Below are 21,815 nucleotides of genomic sequence, written 5' to 3' on the forward strand. Positions count from 1 at the left end.
GGCGTCGTCATTATACGTAAGCTGTTCAGGTTACCTAGGCACCTTGGAACAACCCGGAAATCATCCGAAATTTGTCGCAGATCGATAATATACATTATGTTAAATATGCGATGGCGGTGGCGATAGGATCAGCGTCTTTCCGACGACCCGCCACGAACCCAGCCGCGACAGAAAGTTCATGCCGAGAATGTCCGTCTCTTCGAAAGCCGGCGACGTCACGATTCCCAAGTCGGTCATGACGATATTGCCGACGACTACGCGTTTCGCGGTCGCCGACCGTGCGGTGACCTGGCCGTTGGCGGTTGATAGAATTACGGGAAACGGACTTTCACCGAGATCGAGGCCGGCCGCCTTGGCAGTCTGCATCGACAATGCCGTCGTCGTGGCACCGCTATCGATCAGCATGCGCCGACCGACCCCGTTGATCTCCACGTTCGCCCAGAAATGACCGTCGTCTGCCATGCGTATGCGCGTTTCGGTTCCGCTGACCTGTTGATCGTCGAACATCGCAATGACGCCGGACAGTCGATCGCGTTGGCTCGCAATCAGGAGACCGACGGCGAAGATGCCTACCCATGCCAGCGCCATCTTGAGCATCGGCTTGACGGCGCTTCGCCTAGCAACCAGCGCCGAAAGCGGCAGGATCAGCATCACGGCGTACAGCGCGAACTGGGCTGCACGGTCTGCGGTCATGCGTCGAGTACGAGCCCGTCATAACCAGGCTCGACACCCTTCGGAAGTTCGGCGATCAAGCTCGCATAGTCCATGCTGTGGTCCATATGGATAAGCGCGGTTCGCCCCGGCCGCAGTCGGTCGACCCATCCAAGCACGGCCGGCAATTCCATATGTGTTGGATGCGGTCGTCGTCGCAACGCATCGACGACCCAGACGTCGAGGTCTTCGTAAAGCCTGGCCATATCGTCGGTCATGATATTGAAATCGGTAGCATATCCGATCGAAGCGCCACCCGCTTCGAACCGCAATCCAGCCGCGTGGATGTTACCGTGAGGTTGATCGGTAACGCGAATTTCGATTCCGCCTATCGTCAGCCGATCGGGTAGCGTTTCTGCCGCGATCGTCGGCGGGTAGCCGGCTCGGCCATGGAATGCGTAGGTGAAGCGCGAGTCCAGCGCCGCGAGCGTGGCGGGTCGCGCATAGCCGCGTACCGGCGTTCCCGCGGCGTGGTAGAGCTGGCGCAGGTCGTCGATACCGTGGCAGTGGTCCGCGTGATCGTGCGTCCAGATAACGGCGTCGACCCGGTCGACGTCGGCCGCGAGAAGTTGCTCGCGCATGTCCGGGCTGGTGTCGATCAGGATGCGCGTACCATCATGCTCGATCAGCGCGGACGCGCGCGTGCGGCGGTTGCGTGGTTCGGCAGGATCGCAATCGCCCCAGTCGTTGCCGATCCGCGGGACGCCGGACGACGTGCCCGATCCGAGAATCGTGATTCTCATGCGCGCGTCTTGCCGAACAGCGTGTGGAAATTCTCGGCCGTACGGCGCGATAAGTCTTCGACATCCTCACCGCGCAAGTCGGCCAGGAATTTCGCCGTGTCGGCGACGAAGCCCGGCTCTCCGGTCTTGCCACGATGCGGGACCGGCGCGAGAAACGGTGCGTCGGTCTCGATCAGAAACCTCTCGATGGGCAAGCGCGCGGCCGTCTCTTGCAGATCACGTGCGTTCTTGAAGGTGACGATACCCGATATCGAAATATAAAGGCCCATGTCCAACGCCTTGTCGGCGAAAGCTCCGCTTGCGGTGAAACAGTGGATGACGCCGGGATAGGCCCCCTTCCCCATTTCCTCTGCCATGATCGCAGCGGTATCGTCCTCGGCATCGCGTGTGTGGACGACGATCGGCAACCCGGTCTCGCGCGATGCCGTTATGTGCGCGCGAAAGCTCGCTTGCTGGCGGGCGCGGTCCGACGTGTCGCGGAAGTAGTCCAGGCCACTTTCGCCCAGCCCCACCACACGAGGATGCCGTGCCCGCTCGATCAGCTTGGCGGCATCGACATCGGGATAGGTGTCCGCCTCGTTCGGATGGATGCCGATCGTTGCCCAGACGTCGGGCTCGCGCTCGGCGGTCGCGACGATATCATCCCACTCGCTCTCACGGGTCGAGATGTTGAGCATCGCCGTCACCCCCCGCGCGCGCGCGCGGGCAAGTACGGCTTGCTGATCCTCGACGAGCCCCTTGTAGTTGAGGTGGCAATGGCTGTCGGCGAGCATCAGGCCTCCGCGGGCAGTTCGAGACGGGGGAAGACGGGGGATGGTGGCGTAATCCGGAAGTCGGACGCAGCCACCCGGTCGTACCAGCGATCATCGTCGATCGCGGCATGATCGCGCTCGACCGCGCCAATCTGATCGAGCACTTTACCGGCGGAGTCCGGCACGACCGGCAGGATCGCGATCGCCAGCATGCGGATCGCGCGCACCAGCGTACGCAACACGGCGTGCATCCGGTCGGGATCGGTCTTGCGCAGTGCCCAGGGCGCCTGTGCGTCGATATACTGGTTGCAAGCGAACACGCCCCGCATCCAGGCCTCGATACCCTGCGACAAGGCCAGATCCGTAAACCCTGCCTTGAAGCCCGCACATGCGACGATGACCTCCTCGATCAAAATGCCATCCGCCTCCTGGACCGTGCCAGCAGAGGGAAACACGCCTTCCAAGTTCTTGGCGATGAAGGACAAAGTCCGCTGCGCCAGATTGCCGAAGCTGTTCGCCAGTTCGGCGTTCACACGGGTCACGATCGCCTCGGGAGAATAGCTCCCGTCCTGACCGAAGCTGACCTCCCGCAGGAAGAAATACCGCAGGGCGTCAACGCCGAACGCGTCCGCCAACGCCATCGGATCGACGACGTTGCCGACCGACTTGGACATCTTTTCCCCGCGTGTGAGCAGGAAGCCGTGACCGAACACGCTTTTCGGCAGCGGAATGTTCGCGGACAGCAGGAACGCGGGCCAGTACACCGCGTGGAACCGGACGATATCCTTGCCGATCAAATGGATATCGGCGGGCCAGAACTTCGCCTTGTCGCCCGCCATGTCGGGATAACCGATACCGGTCAGATAGTTCGTCAGCGCGTCGACCCACACATACATGACGTGGCCGGGGCTGTCGGGCACCGGCACGCCCCAGTCAAAGCTGGTACGCGACACCGACAGATCCTTCAGGCCACCCTCGACGAAGCGCATCACCTCGTTGCGGCGGCTTTCGGGGCGAATAAAGTCCGGGTTGGCGGCGTAGAGATCGAGCAGCGGCTGCTGATATTTCGACAGGCGGAAGAACCACGTTTCCTCGGCGGTCCATTCGACCGGCGTACCTTGCGGCGAACGGCGATCATCGCCCTCCCCGGTCAGTTCGGATTCATCATAGAACGCCTCGTCGCGAACCGAATACCAGCCCTCGTAGCGATCGAGATACAGATCGCCCGAGTCCGCCATAGCCTGCCAGATGGCACGGCTTGCGGCATAGTGATCCGCGTCCACGGTACGAATGAAACGGTCATAGGAAATGCCAAGACGATCGGCCATCACGCTGAAATGCGACGACATCTCGTCTGCGAATGCGCGTACCGGAATGCCTCGGTCCCGCGCGGCCTGCGCCATCTTCAGACCATGCTCGTCGGTACCGGTCTGGAACAGCACGTCGCGTCCCGCTTGACGCTGGAACCGGGCGATCGCGTCGGCGGCGATCATCTCATAGGCATGGCCGATATGCGGACGGCCATTGGGATAGTGGATCGCGGTGGTGATATAAAAGGGGTCGGCCATGCCGCGCTCCTAGAGCATCGGTCCGATCAGGTGAAGCCCACGCTAAGACCCCACCGGGACGCTTGTGCGATTCCGCCGCTTACTGACGCAGCGACGCGACGATCCCGGCCATTTCGAAGACGGTCGCCTGCGCATCCAGCGAAAGTCCAACCGCCGCGCCGGCAAGATCTCGCGCAGCCGCATGGGCATCGAGCGCGGTACGCAAAGCGGGTCCGGATCGCGTGCGCGCCTGGTCGGCGACAAAGGCTTGCGCGCGGTCCAGGAACGCCTCGTATCGCGGTTGCGACGTCTTGCTCCCCAGCGCTTTCGCCAGTTTCAGGCGTCGGCCATTATCACGGTCACCGTCGCGCGCGATCTCGGCAAGCGCGCTGTCGATGCCGGCGATGTCCAGGCCGGCATAGCGTAGCGCCCGCCCCGGCGCCCCGTCGCTGGCACGGACGAGCGCGGCGACCTCTTCGTCATCCGCTTCGGGGCGGAGTGCGCGGATCGCTTTCGTCACCTCGTCTTGACCCAGTGCTTCGAACCGCAGCAATCGGCACCGCGACCGGATCGTCGGCAGCAGTCGCCCGGGCGCGTGGCTGACGAGCAGGAAGATCGTTCCAGCGGGCGGCTCCTCGAGGTTCTTGAGCAACGCATTGGCACCGCCGCGTTCGAGATCGTCAATCGCATCGATCACCACCACGCGGCGCGCACTCATCGACGGCGTCGTCGCGAACAGCGGCTGGAGCGTGCGGACCTGCGCGATGGTGATGCTTCGCGCCAGGTCCTGGTCGGGTTTCTCCGGATCCTTTGGAAGACGCGCGAGCACACGGTAGTCCGGGTGAGACCCCGCCTCGATCAACGACCGCGTGCGGTCGCCCTGCGGCACGTCGAACCCAGCCGGAGTGGCATCGGGATTGGCGCCGTCAGCCAGCATCCGCATCGCCGCCAGCCGCGCGAAACTCGCCTTGCCGACGCCTTGCGGTCCGGTCAGCAGCCAGGCGTGATGCAGCGCGCCGCCACGCATCGCCGCAAGGAAAGCGGACTGCGCGGCGGCGTTGCCGAATATCTCAGTCATGCCCGTCGCGCGTCCGGGACATGCATCGTCATCCGAAGAACCCGGTCAGGCCAGCCCAGGCACGTCCGAAGAAGCCGGCTACGGCAACATCCTTGTCTGCGACTAGCGGCATGCGCTGCTGCAGGCCGTCCGACGTCGTTACGACGAGGTCGGCGATGTGCTGGCCAGCCTTGATCGGCGCCTTGATCGGGCCCTCGTACACGACCTTCGCAGTAAGGTTCGGCGAGGTACCGGCGGGCAAAGTCACGGTCAGTGCCTTGGGCGCGACGAGACCGACCGACGAGGCATCGCCGAGCTGGACCGCTGCGGTCTCGACCTTCTTGCCCTTGGCGACGATCGGCTTCGACTGCCATGCGCGAAAGCCCCACTCCATGAACCGCACTGATTCTTCTGCGCGCTGCCCCGCGCTTGTCAGGCCGGCGACGACCATGACCAGGCGACGCCCGTTTTGCACGGCCGAGCCGGTGAAGCCGTAGCCTGCCTCCTCGGTATGCCCGGTCTTCAAGCCATCGGCACCGGCGACACGACCAAGGATCGGATCGCGGTTTGCCTGGGTGATGGCGCTGCCGCCCATCGTCTTGCCCCAGGTGAAGTCGCGCTTCGAGTAGAACTGCTTGTAGAGGTCTGGATAGTTGTTGATCGTCGCGGCGGCGAGTTCGGCAAGGTCATGTGCAGTGACGTAGGTGACGCCGTTGTCGGGCCAACCGTTCGCGGTACCGAAATGGCTGTCCTTGAGGCCGAGTTCGGCTGCCTTGCGGTTCATCCGCTCGGTGAATGCCTGCTCCGAACCGGAGATCCCTTCGGCAAGCACGATGCACGCGTCGTTACCCGATAGCGTGACGATGCCGTAAAGCAGGTTGGCGACGCTGACGTTCTCACCGGACGACAGGAACATCGTCGAACCGGCGGTCGGGCCATGCCATTTCGCCCAGGTCTCGGGGCGCACGGTCATCATCTGGTCGAGCTTCAACTCGCCCTTCTTGACCATGTCGAACGCGACATAGACCGTCATCATCTTGGCGAGCGACGCCGGCGGCATGCGGCGGTCGGCATCACGCGAGAACAACACCGCGCCGGAGGACAGGTCTTCCATGTACGCGATCGGCGCGGCGGTCTGGAACTGCGGCGCAGCGGCGATGGACGGATGCGCCAGCGCGAGGGCGGCAAGCGGTGCGACGATCAGCTTCTTCATGGGGTATTCCGTGAGCAAAAGGGAACTCAATCCGTGGGCAGGACCTGGGCATCGCCATAGCCGCGCTCGGCGACCGCGTCACGCGCGCGTTGCAGGCTGATAGCATCTTTGAACGGGCCGATGCGGACGCGGTACAGGCCACCGCCTTCGACCACGTCGGCATCGAGGCGTTTGGCCAATGCGGTCGCGCGCGCTTCGTTCGAGAAGGTCGCGACCTGCAGCCGATACCGACGGCCGGGTACCAGCGTCACCGGTGCACGAGACGGCAGGGTGTGGATGCTCATCGCGCGGGTATAGGCGGCGGGTTGCAGGGCGACCGCCTTACCCGCACGAAGCAGTGAGGCATCCCGAATGGACGGCACGATCGCACGGATACGGACTGTTGCGACCTGATGGCGGTCGGTGCCGAGCATGTGCGCCGCGGCACGGGACAGGTCGATCATCCGATCACGACGACCGGGACCGCGATCGTTGATGCGGACCAAGATCGACCGGCCGGTCTCGATCGAGGTGACTTCGACGAAAGACCCGAGCGGCAGCGTGCGATGCGCCGCGGTCATCGCATCCGGATCGAACGCTTCGCCCGATGCCGTGCGGTTGCCCGACAATTCGTCGCCGTACAAGCTTGCCGTGCCGGTATCCTGATAGCTGCCGTACAGTCCGCCGCCAGCCGACAGGATCGCGCCACCGCTTTCGCGCGCGTGACCACAGGCGGCGAGCGCGAACGCCAGGCTCAGGGCCCTAGCGCTCGACCGCATCGGCCAGCAATCCGACCGACAGCGCATAGAAATTCGAGCAATTGTAATCGAGGATCACGCGGTAGTTGCTGGTCAACAGATACGCCGTCGCCCCTGGGCCATCCGGTTCGAGCAACGTCGCCATCACCGAACCGTCCAGCGACCGACCGCTCTGCGGGCTGACCCCCAGGGTGCGCCACTCGGCGATGGTCCGCCAGCCGCTATGCCGTTCGAACACGCGCGGGCAGCGCGGCGAGACGAGGCGGTTGCGGACCTGCGATCGATCGAACCCGGCGGGCACGTTGACCGCGACCCCCCAGGGCTGACCAGCGCGCCAGCCGGCGTCGACGAAATAGTTGCCGATCGACGCGAGCGTGTCGGCGGGGCTGTTCCATATATCCGCACGGCCGTCGCCATCGCCGTCTCGCGCGATCCGCAGGTAGATGGACGGCAGGAACTGCGGGTTGCCCATGGCCCCTGCCCAGCTTCCCTTCAATTGCGACCGCGTCACGCCGCGATCGAGCATCTTCAATCCAGCAATGAACTCGCCCGCGAACAGCGACCTCCGACGGCCTTCATAGGCGAGGCTCGCGAGCGATCGCAGGAGATCGAAGTCGCCCGTATAGCTGCCGTAGTTCGTCTCATGGCCCCAGATCGCGACCATGACCGATTCGGGAACACCGGTCTGCTGCTCGATCCGCTGCAGTCGATAGCGTTGCGCCTGATAGGTCTGGCGACCGCGAGCGATCCTCGCCGCGTCGACATGCTGGGTTCGATACGGCGCGAAGGCGGGTATCGCGCTGGAGTTCGTCGCGCCCGGCTGTGCTCGGTCGAGTTCGATCACGCGGGGGTTGAGCGTCAGCGTCGGAAAGACCGCATCCGCCGTACGCGCGCTGACACCATCGGCCAGCGCCTGCTGACGCAGTTCGCGCATGTACGACTGAAACCCTGCGTCGTCCTGCGCGACCGCCGGTCCGCCGACGGACAGCATTGCGATCGCACCGAAAGCGCCGTTGCGCAGCCAAGTCGCTGCTCGTGTTACCCCACCCATGCCGAAGGATGTGCCACAGACACCAGCGGATCGGAACCTCGCACCGTCGCACGGTTGCCACGCACAGGCGCTTGATCGCGCGGAGCGGAAGCGTATCGCACGACCCCGCCCCGTCGCTCGAGACCGCTGGCACCGCCTAATAGCTATCCTTCATCGGGCACGGCACCTTTTACCCTGTCGGCAATTCCGGCTATCGGCCTGCCATTCGCGGGACGGCGGTGGCAAACACCGAGACCGACGGGACGAGGAGTAATGCCGTGATCGAAGTCAATTTCGATGGAATCGTCGGTCCGACGCATAATTATGCGGGGCTCTCGATCGGCAACCGTGCGTCGTCCGCCAACGCCGGTGCGGTGTCCGCCCCGCGTCTTGCCGCGCTTCAGGGCATGGGCAAGATGCGTCGGCTGATAGCCATGGGGCTGAAGCAAGGCATCTTCCTGCCGCACGTCAGGCCCCAAGTCGATTGGTTGAGGACGCTAGGTTTCGCGGGATCCGATGCGGAAGTCCTGGCGTCCGCGTGGGCTGCCGACAGAGCGCTCGTTGCCAACGCGATGTCGGCGTCTTCGATGTGGACCGCGAATGCGGGCACGGTTTCCCCGGCGACCGACACCCGTGACGGCCTTTGCCATATCTCGGTCGCGAACCTGTCGACGATGCCGCACCGCGCGATCGAGGCGGTGCAGACCGAACGACAACTCCGCCTCGCGTTTTCGGACGCGCGGTATTTCCGGGTGCATCCCCCCCTGCCCGCCGCATTCGGGGATGAAGGCGCAGCCAACTTCATGCGGCTGGTCTCGCCCGCAGGCGGCGCTGCGGTAGAGATGTTCGTCTATGGCGAGGGTCAGGCGGGTGGCTTCCCCTCGCGTCAGCACCGCAGCGCGAGCGAGGCGGTCGCACGCCGCCACGGCCTCGATCCCGGCCATACGCTGATGGTTCGGCAAAGCGCGGCGGCGATCGCGGCGGGTGCTTTCCATAATGACGTGGTTGCGGTGGCTAACGGTCACGTCCTGTTCGCACATGAGCAGGCGTTCGCCGATCCTCGCGCGCTGTACGATGCGGTGGCGGCGCTCGTCCCCGACGCGGTGGTCGTCGAGGTTCCGGCAGATCGCGTGAGCCTCGACACGGCGATCCGGACATATCTGTTCAATTCCCAGCTGGTCACGATGCCGGATGGGGGAATGACCCTTGTCCTGCCGGCCGAAGCACGTGAGCATGCCGACGTCTGGACTTGGCTGTCGGAATTGATCGCAGCCGGGGGGCCGATCACCCGACTGCAGATCGTCGACGTCCGCGAATCGATGCGCAACGGCGGCGGTCCCGCGTGTCTCCGGCTTCGCGTTCAGGTCGATGCGGAAGCGTTTGCGGCGATCGATCGCCGCTTCCTGCTCGATGGTGCGGCCTGTGACCGGATCGAGGCCGTCATTGCGCGCGAATGGCCCGAAGCGATTGCGCCCGATGATCTGGGTAATCCACATCTTTGGGAGCAGTGTCTCCGTGCCCGCTCGGCCTTGACCACAGCGCTCGGTTTCAGCCCTGACGAGATCTGATCGGTGGCGCACTCTCGCCACGAGTGCGCCACCGGGTCGCTTTCGGATCCAGACTACACCGACGTTCAGGGTCGAATCATACCCCTCGAACAGGTTGCCCGTCGCCGAACTGCCGTCGTTGTACGGACTGCGATAGCCGACGGATCCGCGCGCGCTGAACGTCTTGTCCTCGTAATAGAGCGTGCCGTTATACGCGCGCTTCGACAGGCCGTAGAGCGCTGCGGTGCGCGGCGCGTTCGGCAACGCACCGAGCACGACGCATTCGCCCCAGCGCCATTGGACGAATTAGCGCCTATCGCCGCCCCAAGCGTTCAGCCATCATCGCCGGACATCGAGGCCGCCGGCCAGGTATGCGTCGATATCCGCTTGGCGGAACAGGCTCGCATCGCCCGGCAACGAATGTTTCAGCGCCGCGAGCGCCAAGCCGATGCGCGCGGTTTCGGCGAAGTCCTTGCCCGACCGCAGGCCATGCAGGATACCCGCCGCGAACGCGTCGCCGCCGCCGATCCGATCGACGATACCGGCCAGCACGACCTCGTCGGTCTGAACGCTAGCGTCGCGCGTATCGATCCTCGCGGAAAGGCGGTGGAGGTCGACGTGTTCGACATGACGCGCGGTCGACGCGATCATCTGCAAGCGAGGAAACGCGGCGAACGCCGCCTCCGTCGCCTCGCGCCGGCGATCCTCGGCCTCGCCGGAGAAGTCGCGATCGAGCAGCAGGGCGATGTCGCGGTGATTGCCGAACATCAGGTCCGCATGCTCGACGAGTTGCGTCAGGATCGCGCGCGGGTTCGAGTCCCACCGTTCCCACAGCTTGCCGCGCCAATTGCCGTCGAACGAGACCGCAATTCCGCGTTCGGTCGCGGCACGAACCGCGGCCAGCGCAGCCTCCGCCGGGACCGGGCCGAGCGCCGGGGTGATGCCGGACAGATGCAGCCGATCGACGCCGTCGAGCAGCGAAGTCCAGTCCCAGGTGTCAGCAGGTGCCTCCGCGAACGACGACCAGGCCCGGTCGTAGATGACTTCGGTGGCGCGAAGGCCTGCGCCCGACGTCACGAAATACAGCCCCATCCGGTCGCCGCCCAGGGTGATCGTCGACGTGTCGACACCGTGTCCACGCAACGTCGTTATCGCCGCGCGGCCGAGATCGTTGTCGGGGACCATCGTTGCCATCCCGACGTCGTGGCCGAGCCGTGCAAGCTGCGTTACGACGTTCGCCTCGGCGCCTGCGACCCAAACGTCGAGCTTCGGGGTCTGCAACAGCAACTCGCGACCCGGCGGGGAAAGCCGTAACATGATCTCGCCGAACGCCAGGAATTTCGTCATATTACCCCTTCGTCTGATCCGCCCAGCAAAGGGAGGAAGGCCTTTGCTTGGTCGTGGTGGAGCGTGCGTGCCACGATGGATACGCCAGCGGAAGCCCCTTCCCGTTAGCGTGAGACTGGCCCCCGCTTCCGTGCCGGGACGAACGTCACCGAGCGAGCCAGCCGCCATCGATGGCGAGGATGTGGCTCTTCCTCCCGGGCGTCGATCGTATCCGCCTTGCAGCCGACGGCCTTTCGACGGTCGGCTCTGTCGAAAAGTCTATGATCCTTGGGCTACCCAGAAGACTGGATCGTCGACGGCTTCTCATCCGAGCGCCCCGAATGGACCGCCGACGGCTAGTTCAGCATGAAGGGCGGCGAGCTCTGGATGCCGCTCACCAAGCCAAAGGGTGGCGCCGCAGTCTCGCACGGCCAAGCGAATCCGACAATTTTGAGAAGCTCGCGCTTGGCACGAGATGGAGTTTTTTCGCCCACGTCCAAACGAGGCAAAGCGCGCATCGATCTCCGGCAACACGCTGACCCTCGCCGCTAACGGCTCCGTGCCTGTGAACTCATCTCCGCTGTGCTGATCGCCGGGGATACGCGGTACCGTTTCGAATGCGACTCCCGGCACCACTGCTGGGCTCCTCCTGTTCTACGACGACAAGCTTTATTGCGGTCTTGGCCTCGACGGCGATCGTTTCGTCACGCATCAATATGGCGCCCAGCGCGGCCGCCCCGCCAACCCGCATGGTCGTTCGATGCAGATCCACGTGACCAACAATCGCCACATCGTGACGTACGCCATGAGCGGCGACGGCGGCCGAACCTGGCATCGGTTCGATCGCGGGATGGAAGTGTCGGGTTACCACCACGACGTCCGCGGCGGCTGCGTGGTGCTGCGGACGGCGTAGACGCTGTGGGGAAAGGTAGCGCACGCTTCCGAAATTTCCGATTCTCTGCTATCTGATCGAGAATACCTGCCGGTCCTGTTGATCGCGCGCCTGCGTGCCTGCCGCGCGTCCAAAACCTTGGGGAGTCCGGTTTGCAGATTGTGACCTTGTGCCTGTTTCTGTTGCTTGCCGTCGTGGTCAGCGGCATCGCGTCGCGCATGCTGCCGTCGGCGCTGCCGCGTCCGCTGGTGCAGATCGCGCTCGGCGCACTCATCGGCATGGTTGCGCATGTCCGGGTCGAACTCGATCCCGAACTCTTCTTCCTGTTGCTCGTGCCGCCGCTCCTATTCCTCGATGGCTGGCGCATTCCCAAGGACGAACTCTTTCGCGATCGCGGAGCGGTGTTGGGACTCGCACTGGGGCTCGTCTTCCTTACCGTGCTGGGCATGGGCTTGTTCGTGCACTGGCTGATCCCGGCGATGCCGCTCGGCGTCGCGTTCGCGCTCGCAGCGGTAGTGTCGCCGACCGATCCTATCGCCGTCTCCGCGGTCGCCCAGAACGCGCCGATTCCGAAGCGGATGATGCATATCCTTGAGGGCGAGGCGTTGTTGAACGACGCGTCCGGTCTGGTCTGCGTCCGCTTTGCGATCGCCGCCGTACTGACCGGCACCTTCTCGTTCGCCGATGCCGCCGCGACGTTCGCGTGGATGGCGATTGCGGGCGTCGCGATCGGCGTCGGCGTTGCGCTCGGCATCGTCGCGACGAAGAGCGCCTTCGCACGACGGTTCGGCGACGAGGCCGGATCGAATATCCTCGTCAGCCTGCTGATCCCGTTCGCCGCCTATTTACTGGCCGAACATATCCACGCGTCTGGCGTTCTCGCTGCCGCTGCGGCTGGTATCGCGATGACCTTTGCCGACGCGACCACCGCGGTCGCCGCCGGAACGCGCATCCGCAGGCGCGCGGTGTGGGACATGCTGCAGTTCACCCTGAACGGCGTGATCTTCGTGCTGCTCGGCGAGCAACTGCCCGAGGTGTTCGTTCGCGCCCGCGACACCGTGACGTCGACCGGGCACGTCAGCCCGTGTTGGTTGGCCGTCTATGTCATTGCCGTCGTCGCCGGGTTGGCGATCCTTCGCTACGGCTGGGTCTGGGTTTCGCTCCAGTTCACGCTTCTTCGAGCACGGCGGCGCAACGATACGACCGCGGGCGAAAGCCCACCACGGCGCATCATCGCGGCGATGTCGTGCGCCGGCGCGCGTGGTGCCATCACCTTGGCAGGCGCGCTTACGCTGCCGTTGAGCCTCGCCGACGGTACGCCCTTCCCGGCGCGCGATCTCGTTATCTTCCTTGCGTCGGGCGTCATCCTGTCGTCGCTGGTCATTGCCGCAGTAGCGCTGCCGTTGCTGCTGCGGGGCCTCAGCCTGCCGCCCGAAACCGGCATCGGTGCCGCGCGCGATCAGGCTCGGCTGGTCGCTGCCAACGCCGCGATCGCCGAACTCGACCGTGTTCAACATCGGATGGCCGAGGGGCGTGACGATCCCGATCGTTTCACCGATGTCGCGGCGCGCTTGATGGACCAGTACCGCGAACGCATCGATAGCCTGTCGTCACGGCCGGAGGACCGCGCGCGGCAGGGCGACGTCAAGATCGAACGCGACATGCGGCTTGCGGCGGTGCGGGCTGAGCGCAACGCGATCTTCGACCTTGCACGACGCCGGGAGATTGGCGTCGAACTAGCGGAGCAACTCGGGCGCGAGCTCGACCTGATCGATGCGCGGTTGTCGCGGCAGGGCTTGGCTTAACCGGAGCGAAATAGCGCCCCGTCCGTCCGTGTGACTGAAACCGACGGGGCGCTGAAGGTACGCGTTACTTGGGCGATGCCTCTACTTCGCGATATGCCGTTCGAAGGTGAATTAGAAATGAACGAGGTGCCCCGCCCGTCCGTGCGACACTCTCGTATCCGGGCAGGGCACCGAGGACGCAGCGCCCTTCGGCAGCGCGTCACTGTCACTCAAGCTAGCAGGCGGCGGCGAAGTTAGAAGCGCAGTCCACCACGGGAAAGCCTCGCTTTGCCCGATATTTGTTCCAATAAGCATGGTGCTAAACCGCGCGAGACGGAGTTAGGTTTCGGGCGTGCCGGGCAACTTAACCTGGCGCAATGCTGCGATCATTTTCCGCGCGCCGGGCGGAGCTACGCGCCGGAATAGATCGAAGAGATCGTCGTCATCGAACGACTCGACATCCGTGCCGATCGGGAGTGCGATCGCTTGGCGGCTACGGGCGCCAGGCTGCGCTTCCAGGACGATCGTTCGCCACGCCATGCCGACCGGAGGCTCGCCGCTCACGTCGCCGAACTCGCCCATCACCATGTTGCGGATCCGTAGCCGGCGATCGGGATGCTTCTCGAACCAGGATGCGTCCCCCGCCGTCGCAATCTCGACCGCTAGTATCTTGCCGCTCATGTCTGTCGTCCATCACGTTACGTTCCGTGGCTGGTGTTGCCATATTGCCGCAGAGGCAAGCGCTATGTGGCTCGGTCGGAACGCGGCTATTGATAATAGTTATCAAAAACATTAGCGGGGCGCGATAACGTAAAGGGAATCATATGACACGTCGTCTTGGCATCGCCATCCTGCTGGGCTCCGCGGCTTTCGCCGCCGCGCCGGGCTATGCGCAGACTTTGCACGAAGACGCCTCGGACGTGATCGTCGTTACCGGACAGCATCCGCGAGACCAGGCGTCCTCCGGGACCAAGACCGATACGCCGCTCGCCGAGACGCCGCAGTCGATCACCGTCATCACCGCCGACGATATTGCCGGACGCAGTTTGCAGAACCTCAACCAGGCGCTCCGGTTCGTTGCTGGCGTGACCCCCGAAACGCGCGGGTCGAGCGGCGAGGTCTATGATCAGTTCAAGCTACGCGGCTTCGATGCCCCGGTCTATCTCGATGGCCTGAAGCAGTTCGGCAGCCCGTCGGGCTATGCGGTGCCACAGGTCGACGTCTCCCGGCTCGACCGGATCGAAGTCATCAAGGGCCCCGCATCGGTATTGTACGGCCAGTCGAGCCCCGGTGGCCTGGTCGCCGAATCGAGCAAGCTCCCGCTCGACCAGGCGCTTTACGGGGCGATCAGCGGCACCTACGGCAACTACGATCTCTACCGCATCGATGCCGATATCGGTGGCCGAGCGGGCGAAGGCGTCCTCTGGCGGATCAACGGCAGCGCGAACGGTGCCGACACGCAGCAGAAGTTCGGCAAGCGCGAGCGCCAGACGATCTCGGGCGCAGTAACGGCGGGTGCGGGCAGCTCGACCAGCTTCACGCTGCTCGGCGCCTACTCGCATGATCCATACAACGGCGACTACGGCGTGTTTCCCGCCAGCGGCACGTTGCTTGCCAACCCCAACGGCAAGTTGCCGACCAGCTTCGACGGCGGCGAGGCCGGCAACCGCTTCAGCCGTGAGCAGGCTGCGCTTACCTACATCTTCCGTCACGATTTCGGCGGCGGATGGGCATTCCGCTCGTCGGGTCGCTATCAGTATGTGAAGTCGGCGCTCGGGCTGATCTATACCGCAGGCGGGCTCGACACGACCGACCCGACGCAGCAGACTTTCAGCCGTGCATCCTACGCGACCCGCGAGCAGCTCAATAACTGGACGTTCGACAACCAGCTCTCCGGCACCGTCCAGACCGGCCCGATCAAGCACACGCTCCTGTTCGGCGTGGATCGCCAGGTTGCGCATTCGATCGAGGATTTCGCGTTCGGTTCGGCGCCATCGCTAAACGGGTTCGCCCCAGTTTATGGGACTGTCATTCCGCCACAAAGCGTCGCGGCAGTGCCGGACCCGTTCGGCGGCTATACCGTGATCCGCCAGCGCCAGCAGGGTCTTTACGCGCAGGACCAGATGGCGCTCGGCGCGCTTCGCGTCGTGCTCAGCGGCCGTCAGGACTGGGCGCGCGCGCAACAGATCGGCGGTGCCGCGAAGCACGACGAGAAGTTCACCTACCGTGCAGCGGCGCTCTACACGCTGCCATTCGGACTCGCGCCGTATGCGAGCTATTCGACGTCGTTCGAACAGCAGGCCGGCACCGTGCTCCGTCCCGATGGATCGTTCGGCATCGCCGATCCGTCGCTTGGTAAGCAGTTCGAGGCCGGCGCGAAGTTCACGATTCCGGGCACGCAGATACTGCTCTCGGGAGCGTGGTTCCGCATCGACCAGACCAACGTGCTGACCTCAACGCCGACGTTCTCGGTCTCGACGCAGACCGGCAAGGTCCGCTCGCAGGGCGTGGAATTCGAGGGTAGCGCGCCGCTGCCGTACGGCTTCAAAGCCCGAGCCGCCTATAGCCGTCAGCGCGTCAAGGTGACGCAGGATGTGAACGATCCAACGCGCGTCGGACGTGGGCTCGAAACCGTTGGGCGCGGCGGTGCGTCGCTAGGCCTCGATTGGGCACCGCCCGTCAGTGCCTTGGAAGGGCTGACGATCGGCGGCGCGGTGCGTCACGTTGACCAGGTCTATGCAGGCGTAACGCCGGGCGAGACCGCGGGCCGCAACAGCCCGTCCTATACGGTTTATGACGCGCTGATCCGCTACGACCTGGAGAAATTCGCCCCATCGCTGCGCGGGCTTAGCCTCGCCGTCAACGGTGCCAACATCTTCGACAAGAAGTATCTGACGTCGTGCTTCGCCAACTATAACTGGTGCTGGTACGGCAACCGCCGGACCGTGCAGGCGACGATCGGCTATCGTTTCTGAGTTGACGGCCTTGCCGCGATCGATGCCGCTCCGCGGTATGGATCGCAGTAGCGCCGACTGTTTTCGGGATCAGGCGACTTGGACGCCCGCTCGGGTTATGCAGGTCCGATGATGCCGATCCTCTACAGCTTCCGTCGGTGCCCCTACGCGATGCGCGCGCGTCTCGCGATCGCGGCGAACGATCGTGAGGTCGAACTGCGTGAGATCGTCTTGCGGGACAAGCCGGCGGCGATGCTCGACGCGTCGCCCAAGGGAACCGTGCCGGTGCTCGTGCTGCCCGACGGGACGGTGATCGCCCAGAGCCTCGACATCATGCGCTGGGCCTGCGCGCGTACGCCCGACGCCGAGTGGCCAACCGATAACGACGCTGGATTGATCGCGACGAACGACGGCGCCTTCAAACACCATCTCGACCGCTACAAATATGCCGATCGCTACGACGTCGATCCGATCGAGCACCGCGATGCGGCTACCGTGCTGCTCGGCGATCTAGGCGAGAGGCTGCGTGCTAGCGGCAGTCTCGGCACCAGCCCGCAGTCGATGACCGATCTCGCGATCATGCCGTTCGTCCGCCAGTTCGCGCAGACGGATCGTTCCTATTTCGACGGTCTGCCGTTCGAGCGACTGCATGCATGGCTGGCGATGCACCTCGCGTCGGCGTTGTTCGCTCGGGTCATGATACGCCCGGCGCCTTGGCAACCGGGCAATCCACCGATCATATTCCCGACAACGACGGACGCACAGTAGGAGGCCCCGGCAAGACCGAGGCCCCCTTCCCGCGTCAGAAGCCGACGCTGATCGTCCCGAACACCTGGCGGGGTGCGACCGGGAACTGGTTGAACGTCCCACTCGCCGCGCCAATGCTGAGCGTCGAGGCGGCGCGCTTGTTCGTGATGTTGGTGACGTTGAGGCTGACCGTCGCCGTCTTGACGATCTCCCCTTCCGACAGCGGTACGCGCGCGGCAATGCGGCCGGACAGCGTGAAGTAGGACGGCACCAACAGGTCGTTGGTGTAGGTCGCGAACCGCTTGCCGATATAGTCGCCGACGAGTTGCGCGTCGAAGATGCCGTAATTGGCCGAGGCGGTGAACTTGTTGAGCCAGTCGGGGCTGCCCGGCACCTTCTTGCCCGCGGTCGCAACCGTGCTCGTCCCGCTGATGTAGTTCTCCTCGTAGCGCGAGTTGTTGTACGACAGCGCATCGTAGAACGAGAAGTGCGAGCCGAACCGGAACGTACCGGCGACGTCGAACCCGTCGGTCTTCACCGCACCGACATTCTGCAGGATCGCCGCGCCGCTGACGACTGCGGTCACTACCGGCGTCGGGCTGATCCCGAGCAGACGGTTGCTAAAGTCGACGTGATAGACGCTGATCTGGCCATCGAAGCCGGTCAGCGGGCCGAGGTTCAGCGCATGATGCGAACGCAGCCCCGCCTCGTAGGTCCAGCTCGTCTCTGGCTCGACGTCCTGCTTGAACAGGTCGAACGCCGCCTGGCTGCCGAGGGCGAACGGTGACAAGCCCGCCGCCGCGCTCGTCTGGAACTGACGAATGTTCTTCTGGACGTTGACGAACACCTGTTCGTTGTCGGTCGCATCCCACAGCGCGCCAAGCTGTGGCAGAAAGTATTTGTGCGTGTCGATCTTGCCCACCGGCAGCGCGACCGAGCCGGTGAACGAGCCCGGGATCGGCTGCGTCGGCACGCGCTGCGACGCGTTCTGGAACGTGCTCTTCACGCCGCCCTGGATCGTCAAGCCCGGCAGGACTTTCCAGCTGTCCTGGATATGCGCCTGGTATTCGTCGACGCGGACTTCGCTGTGATATTGCGTGATCAGCGGGGTCAGTTCCTCGCGCGGACGCTGGTACGGCGTGCTCGGATCGTTGACCGGGAACGGATACCAGCGGCGATAGGCGGACGAGCTCTGATGCTCGTACCAGGCGCCGAACTCGACGTGATGCGCGCCGAGATCCAGTGCGAGGGTGGAGACGAGGCCGCCGCGGTCGATCCGGTATTCCGTCGTGCGCGTCGCAAGGCCCGAGCCGCCGAACACCTGGGTGAGGTTCTGACCGGGATAATAGAACGAGAACAGCTTAGGTAGGCCGGCGACGTCGATCGGACCGCCGATGACGCCGACGCCGTCGTTGTGATGATAATAGGCCTGGTTCGAGAAGGTGACCTTGTCGCTGACGTTCCACTCGTATTTGACGTAGCCGAGATAGTCGGTGCGCGCCGCGACGCCGTAGTAATTGCGGTAGTTCGACCCATCCGCCTTGTACGCGCCGGAGTTGAGATAGGTCAGCATCTCGTTGAAATTGGGATAGACGAACGGGCGAACATACGGCGCGGTCGCTTGCGTGGCCGTCGTGATGACGGTCGAATCCTCGTTCGGCTCGGTCTTGTCCGAGAACGCGCCATATAGCGTCAGCTTGCCGTTCGAGTCCTCGTGGACGAACTTGGCATTAGCCTGATAGCCGCCCTGGATACCGTTGAAATCCCACGCCTTGGCCTTCTGCCGCGAGCCCGAGATGTAGAACGCGTTGCCATTGCCAAGATCACCGCTGTCGATCCGCGCGAACAGTCGCGAGGTCGAATGGCTGCCCAGCGTCTGGTCGACCTGGACGCCCATGTCCTTTTTGGGGTCGCTAGAGAAGGTATCGATCGTACCGCCGAGGTTGCTGGTCGACGCGGTACCGAGATCGCCCGCGCCGCTGGCCAGCGTCACGCGCGATACGTTCTCCGAGATGATCGCACGTTGCGGCGACAGGCCGTTGTAATTGCCGTAATTCTGATCGCCCAGCGGTAGACCGTCGAGCGTGTAGCCGAGTTGCTGCGCGTTGAAGCCGTGGACGAACAGCGAGATGTTCTGCTCGTTATTGCCCCAGGGATCGGCGGTGAGGAAGGTAACGCCGGGGAGCGTTTGCAGCGCCTTCAACGGGCTGACGCCGGGAAGGATCTTCTGCATGTCGACGCCGCTGACCTGCGTTACCGATCGCGTGTTGGCGCCGGTAACGACGATCGTGTCATCCTGGCCGGCGGGCGGGGTTACCGAATCCGCGGGGTCGGCCACTGGTGCGGGCGAGCCTGGCCCCGCGTCCTTGGCAACCAGCGACTGCGCCGTTGCGGTGACTGGCACGCCGACCACGACAAAACCGATAGCGCCGCACAACAGCCGCGCGGCCGTACGAGAAAACATCGTCATTCCTGAAAACCCCTAGCGAGATCGATCGATCGTCACTCCCGGGGCTGCGCCTATTGGCACGACGAGACAGTCGGATGACCGTTACGCTACAGATTTAATATGGTGCGGTGCAGCGGTCCAAAAGGCCGCTGCACCGCCGCATCACTTCGCGGTCGCCGTCAGGCCGCGGTCTTCGAGCATCGGGCCGATATCGGGGTCCTTGCCATAGAACGCCTTGAACATCGGACCGTAATCCTCGGTATGCCCCTTCGACAGGATCATGTCGCGGAAGCGCTGGCCGTTCGCGCGCGTCAGCCCGCCATGCGCCATGAACCACGCATACGCATCGTTATCGAGCATCTGCGTCCAGAGGTACGCGTAATAGCCCGCCGCATAGCCACCCGCCCAGATGTGCGCGAAATAGCTGGTGCGATAGCGCGGCGGCACGTCCTTCGTGTCGAGGCCCATCGAGTTCAGCGCCTTGGTCTCGAACGCATCGACATCCTGCGGCCCGGCCGACGCCGGCAGCGAATGCCAGTCCTGGTCGAGCGTCGCCGCCGCTACCAGCTCGCCCAGTTCATAACCCTGGTTGAACTTCGCCGCGTTCTTGATCTTCGTGACGAGCGCCTGCGGCATCACCGCCCCGGTGCGATAATCCTTGGCATAGTTCGCGAATACCTTGGGATCGAGCGCCCAATGCTCGTTGAACTGCGACGGGAACTCGACCCAGTCGCGCGCGGTGTTGGTGCCCGAGACCAGCGGATAGGTCTGGTTCGCGAACAGCCCGTGCAGCGCATGGCCGAACTCGTGGAACATCGTCGTGACGTCGTCGAACGTGATCAGCGCGGGCTGGCCCGGCGCGGGCTTGGTGAAGTTGCCGACGTTATAGACGACCGGCTTGGTCTTCAGCAGCTTCGACCGGCCGACGAAGTTGGACATCCAGGCGCCGCCCGCCTTGTTGTCGCGCTTCCAGTAATCGAAATACATCAGGCCGAGTTCAGAGCCGTCCTTGTCGTAGACGGTGAAGACGCGGATGTCCGGCTGGTAGGTCGGGATATCGCGGCGTTCTTTGAAGGTGACGCCGTAGAGCTGGTTCGCGGCGAAGAACACGCCGTCGGTCAGTACGCGGCTGATCTCGAAATACGGCTTCAGCTCGTTCTGGTCGAGGTCGTACTTGGCCTTGCGCACCTTGTCCGAATAGAAATCCCAGTCGGACGGTGCGAGCGGGAACGCGGCGCCGGTCGCGTTTATGGTCTTCTGCAACTCGGCCGCTTCGCGACGCTGCTCGGCTGCGGTCGCGGGGACGAGCTGCGTCATGAAGCCCTTCGCAGCCGCCGGGGTCTTCGCCATCTGGTCGTACAACGAATAGGCGGCGTAGTTCGGATAACCGAGCAGCTGCGCCTTCTGCGCGCGCAACTGCGCGATCTTCTGGATCAGCGCGCGCGTATCGTTCGCATCGCCGCGCTGCGACCGGTTCCAGCTCTTCTCGAACAGCGCCGCGCGGGTTGCGCGATCGGAGAGCGAGGCGAGCGCCGGTTGCTGCGTCGTGTTCTGGAGCGACAACACGTACTTGCCGGGCATGCCGCGCTCCTTCGCGCCCTCGGCAGCGGCTGCGATCTCAGCGTCGCTGAGGCCCGCGAGCTTGGCCTTGTCGTCGACCACCAGCGCGCCAGCCTTGGTGCCGGCGAGCAGCTTCTGCTGGAAATCGGTCGTCGCGGTCGAGATCTGCGTGTTGAGCAGGCGCAGCTTGGCCTTGTCGGCATCGTTCAGCTGCGCGCCGGCGTGGAGGAAGTCACTGTGATAGATCTCGAGGACCTGCTTCTGCTCGGCATCGAGACCTAGCGAGTCCTTCTTTGCGTAGAGCGCCTGGACGCGCGCGAAGAGCTTCGGATCAAGATAGATCGCGTCACTGTGCTGCGCGAGCTTGGGTGCCTCGGCGGACCGTACCGCGTCGAGCGCATCGTTGGTGTTCGCCTGCGACACGCCGAAGAACGCCTGGCTCGCGCGGTCGAGCGTCCGGCCCGAGCGCTCCATCGCCTCGATCGTGTTGGCGAAGGTCGGTGCCGCGGCGTTATTCGCGATCGCCTTCATCTCGGCGATCTGTTCCGCCATGCCCTGTTCCAGCGCGGGCTGGTAATCGGCGTCGGTGATCTGGTCGAAGCGCGGCGCCTGGAACGGCAGCGTGCTGGGGACGGTCAGCGGATTGACGCGCGACGATTTGGCGGGGGTTTGCGCAGAGGCGGCGCTGGCGATGCAGCAGAGGATGGCGGCGGAACGAAGCAGGCTGGAACGCGACATTGACGACTCACAATGGCAGGAGTGATGC

16 protein-coding genes and 1 pseudogene are annotated in these 21,815 nt (G+C 64.3%); 5 read left to right on the forward strand and 12 right to left on the reverse strand.

The features are described 5' to 3' along the window. Window positions 1-99 precede the first annotated feature (99 nt). The 8 genes from J4O76_RS12400 to J4O76_RS12435 all read right to left on the reverse strand — a co-directional run bounded on the left by J4O76_RS12400 (window position 100) and on the right by J4O76_RS12435 (window position 7,751). Window positions 100-693, reverse strand: a complete 594-nt coding sequence (locus tag J4O76_RS12400) for a retropepsin-like aspartic protease family protein (RefSeq protein ID WP_426282123.1) — start codon at window positions 691-693, stop codon at window positions 100-102. Then, window positions 690-1,454, reverse strand: a complete 765-nt coding sequence (locus J4O76_RS12405) for an MBL fold metallo-hydrolase (RefSeq protein ID WP_426282124.1) — start codon at window positions 1,452-1,454, stop codon at window positions 690-692. Before J4O76_RS12405 ends, J4O76_RS12400 begins: the two co-directional genes overlap by 4 nt. Next, the gene (locus tag J4O76_RS12410) at window positions 1,451-2,227 is read right to left on the reverse strand and encodes a TatD family hydrolase (RefSeq protein ID WP_426282126.1); all 777 of its coding nucleotides are present in this window, start codon (window positions 2,225-2,227) and stop codon (window positions 1,451-1,453) included. The genes J4O76_RS12405 and J4O76_RS12410 overlap by 4 nt, the downstream gene beginning before the upstream one ends. Next, window positions 2,227-3,774, reverse strand: a complete 1,548-nt coding sequence (gene metG / locus J4O76_RS12415) for a methionine--tRNA ligase (protein ID WP_426282127.1) — start codon at window positions 3,772-3,774, stop codon at window positions 2,227-2,229. Before metG ends, J4O76_RS12410 begins: the two co-directional genes overlap by 1 nt. Window positions 3,775-3,853: 79 nt before the next feature. Next, entirely contained in the window at window positions 3,854-4,831 is a 978-nt protein-coding gene (locus tag J4O76_RS12420) for an AAA family ATPase (RefSeq protein ID WP_426282128.1), read from the reverse strand. Window positions 4,832-4,859: 28 nt separating this feature from the next. Then, window positions 4,860-6,023 carry a D-alanyl-D-alanine carboxypeptidase family protein gene (locus J4O76_RS12425; RefSeq protein ID WP_056058791.1) on the reverse strand — a complete coding sequence of 388 codons (1,164 nt, stop codon included), beginning with the start codon at window positions 6,021-6,023 and terminating at the stop codon, window positions 4,860-4,862. A 26-nt stretch (window positions 6,024-6,049) separates the two neighbouring features. After that, window positions 6,050-6,781: a septal ring lytic transglycosylase RlpA family protein gene (locus tag J4O76_RS12430; protein WP_426282129.1), complete on the reverse strand. Its 732-nt coding sequence runs from the start codon at window positions 6,779-6,781 to the stop codon at window positions 6,050-6,052. Next, window positions 6,765-7,751 (reverse strand): lytic murein transglycosylase, encoded by a 987-nt coding sequence (locus tag J4O76_RS12435; protein ID WP_426282443.1) that lies wholly within the window; start codon window positions 7,749-7,751, stop codon window positions 6,765-6,767. Before J4O76_RS12435 ends, J4O76_RS12430 begins: the two co-directional genes overlap by 17 nt. Window positions 7,752-8,068: 317 nt before the next feature. Between J4O76_RS12435 and J4O76_RS12440 the strand changes: the two genes are divergently transcribed. Beyond that, window positions 8,069-9,358, forward strand: coding sequence for an N-succinylarginine dihydrolase (locus tag J4O76_RS12440; RefSeq protein ID WP_426282131.1), 1,290 nt, complete (start codon window positions 8,069-8,071; stop codon window positions 9,356-9,358). A 318-nt stretch (window positions 9,359-9,676) separates the two neighbouring features. On the opposite strand, the gene J4O76_RS12445 is transcribed toward J4O76_RS12440, so the two are convergent. Continuing rightward, window positions 9,677-10,684, reverse strand: a complete 1,008-nt coding sequence (locus J4O76_RS12445) for a sugar kinase (RefSeq protein WP_426282132.1) — start codon at window positions 10,682-10,684, stop codon at window positions 9,677-9,679. A gap of 182 nt (window positions 10,685-10,866) precedes the next feature. Between J4O76_RS12445 and J4O76_RS12450 the strand changes: the two are divergent. Together J4O76_RS12450 and J4O76_RS12455 are read left to right on the forward strand one after the other, a co-directional pair. Continuing rightward, window positions 10,867-11,632, forward strand: a pseudogene (locus J4O76_RS12450) (hypothetical protein); the annotation flags it as partial. 75 nt (window positions 11,633-11,707) lie between these two features. Further along, window positions 11,708-13,360, forward strand: coding sequence for a Na+/H+ antiporter (locus J4O76_RS12455; protein WP_426282133.1), 1,653 nt, complete (start codon window positions 11,708-11,710; stop codon window positions 13,358-13,360). A gap of 318 nt (window positions 13,361-13,678) precedes the next feature. On the opposite strand, the gene J4O76_RS12460 is transcribed toward J4O76_RS12455, so the two are convergent. Then, complete coding sequence (locus J4O76_RS12460; protein WP_056481805.1) at window positions 13,679-14,020, reverse strand: hypothetical protein; 342 nt, start codon at window positions 14,018-14,020, stop codon at window positions 13,679-13,681. A 143-nt stretch (window positions 14,021-14,163) separates the two neighbouring features. Between J4O76_RS12460 and J4O76_RS12465 the strand changes: the two genes are divergently transcribed. Next, window positions 14,164-16,314 (forward strand): TonB-dependent siderophore receptor, encoded by a 2,151-nt coding sequence (locus tag J4O76_RS12465; protein WP_426282134.1) that lies wholly within the window; start codon window positions 14,164-14,166, stop codon window positions 16,312-16,314. Window positions 16,315-16,422: 108 nt separating this feature from the next. After that, entirely contained in the window at window positions 16,423-17,061 is a 639-nt protein-coding gene (locus tag J4O76_RS12470; RefSeq protein WP_426282135.1) for a glutathione S-transferase, read from the forward strand. 34 nt (window positions 17,062-17,095) lie between these two features. Here the strand turns inward: J4O76_RS12470 and J4O76_RS12475 are convergent, their stop codons facing one another. Further along, window positions 17,096-19,504: a TonB-dependent receptor gene (locus J4O76_RS12475; RefSeq protein WP_426282136.1), complete on the reverse strand. Its 2,409-nt coding sequence runs from the start codon at window positions 19,502-19,504 to the stop codon at window positions 17,096-17,098. 147 nt (window positions 19,505-19,651) lie between these two features. Next, window positions 19,652-21,787: a M3 family metallopeptidase gene (locus tag J4O76_RS12480; RefSeq protein WP_426282138.1), complete on the reverse strand. Its 2,136-nt coding sequence runs from the start codon at window positions 21,785-21,787 to the stop codon at window positions 19,652-19,654. Between the last annotated feature and the right edge of the window lie 28 nt (window positions 21,788-21,815).

Origin of the sequence: Sphingomonas sp. NFX23 (assembly GCF_049887795.1) — a bacterium.
Classification (GTDB): Bacteria; Pseudomonadota; Alphaproteobacteria; order Sphingomonadales; family Sphingomonadaceae; genus Sphingomonas.

Excerpts from the sequence above, each read along its gene's own strand:
- J4O76_RS12460 (WP_056481805.1), bottom strand. The coding sequence starts at position 14,020 with ATGAGCGGCAAGATACTAGCGGTCGAGATTGCGACGGCGGGGGACGCA.
- J4O76_RS12435 (WP_426282443.1), bottom strand. The coding sequence starts at position 7,751 with ATGCTGTCCGTCGGCGGACCGGCGGTCGCGCAGGACGACGCAGGGTTT.
- J4O76_RS12465 (WP_426282134.1), top strand. The coding sequence starts at position 14,164 with ATGACACGTCGTCTTGGCATCGCCATCCTGCTGGGCTCCGCGGCTTTC.
- J4O76_RS12430 (WP_426282129.1), bottom strand. The coding sequence starts at position 6,781 with ATGCGGTCGAGCGCTAGGGCCCTGAGCCTGGCGTTCGCGCTCGCCGCC.
- metG (WP_426282127.1), bottom strand. The coding sequence starts at position 3,774 with ATGGCCGACCCCTTTTATATCACCACCGCGATCCACTATCCCAATGGC.
- J4O76_RS12410 (WP_426282126.1), bottom strand. The coding sequence starts at position 2,227 with ATGCTCGCCGACAGCCATTGCCACCTCAACTACAAGGGGCTCGTCGAG.
- J4O76_RS12445 (WP_426282132.1), bottom strand. The coding sequence starts at position 10,684 with ATGACGAAATTCCTGGCGTTCGGCGAGATCATGTTACGGCTTTCCCCG.
- J4O76_RS12420 (WP_426282128.1), bottom strand. The coding sequence starts at position 4,831 with ATGACTGAGATATTCGGCAACGCCGCCGCGCAGTCCGCTTTCCTTGCG.
- J4O76_RS12400 (WP_426282123.1), bottom strand. The coding sequence starts at position 693 with ATGACCGCAGACCGTGCAGCCCAGTTCGCGCTGTACGCCGTGATGCTG.
- J4O76_RS12475 (WP_426282136.1), bottom strand. The coding sequence starts at position 19,504 with ATGTTTTCTCGTACGGCCGCGCGGCTGTTGTGCGGCGCTATCGGTTTT.
- J4O76_RS12425 (WP_056058791.1), bottom strand. The coding sequence starts at position 6,023 with ATGAAGAAGCTGATCGTCGCACCGCTTGCCGCCCTCGCGCTGGCGCAT.
- J4O76_RS12405 (WP_426282124.1), bottom strand. The coding sequence starts at position 1,454 with ATGAGAATCACGATTCTCGGATCGGGCACGTCGTCCGGCGTCCCGCGG.
- J4O76_RS12470 (WP_426282135.1), top strand. The coding sequence starts at position 16,423 with ATGATGCCGATCCTCTACAGCTTCCGTCGGTGCCCCTACGCGATGCGC.
- J4O76_RS12480 (WP_426282138.1), bottom strand. The coding sequence starts at position 21,787 with ATGTCGCGTTCCAGCCTGCTTCGTTCCGCCGCCATCCTCTGCTGCATC.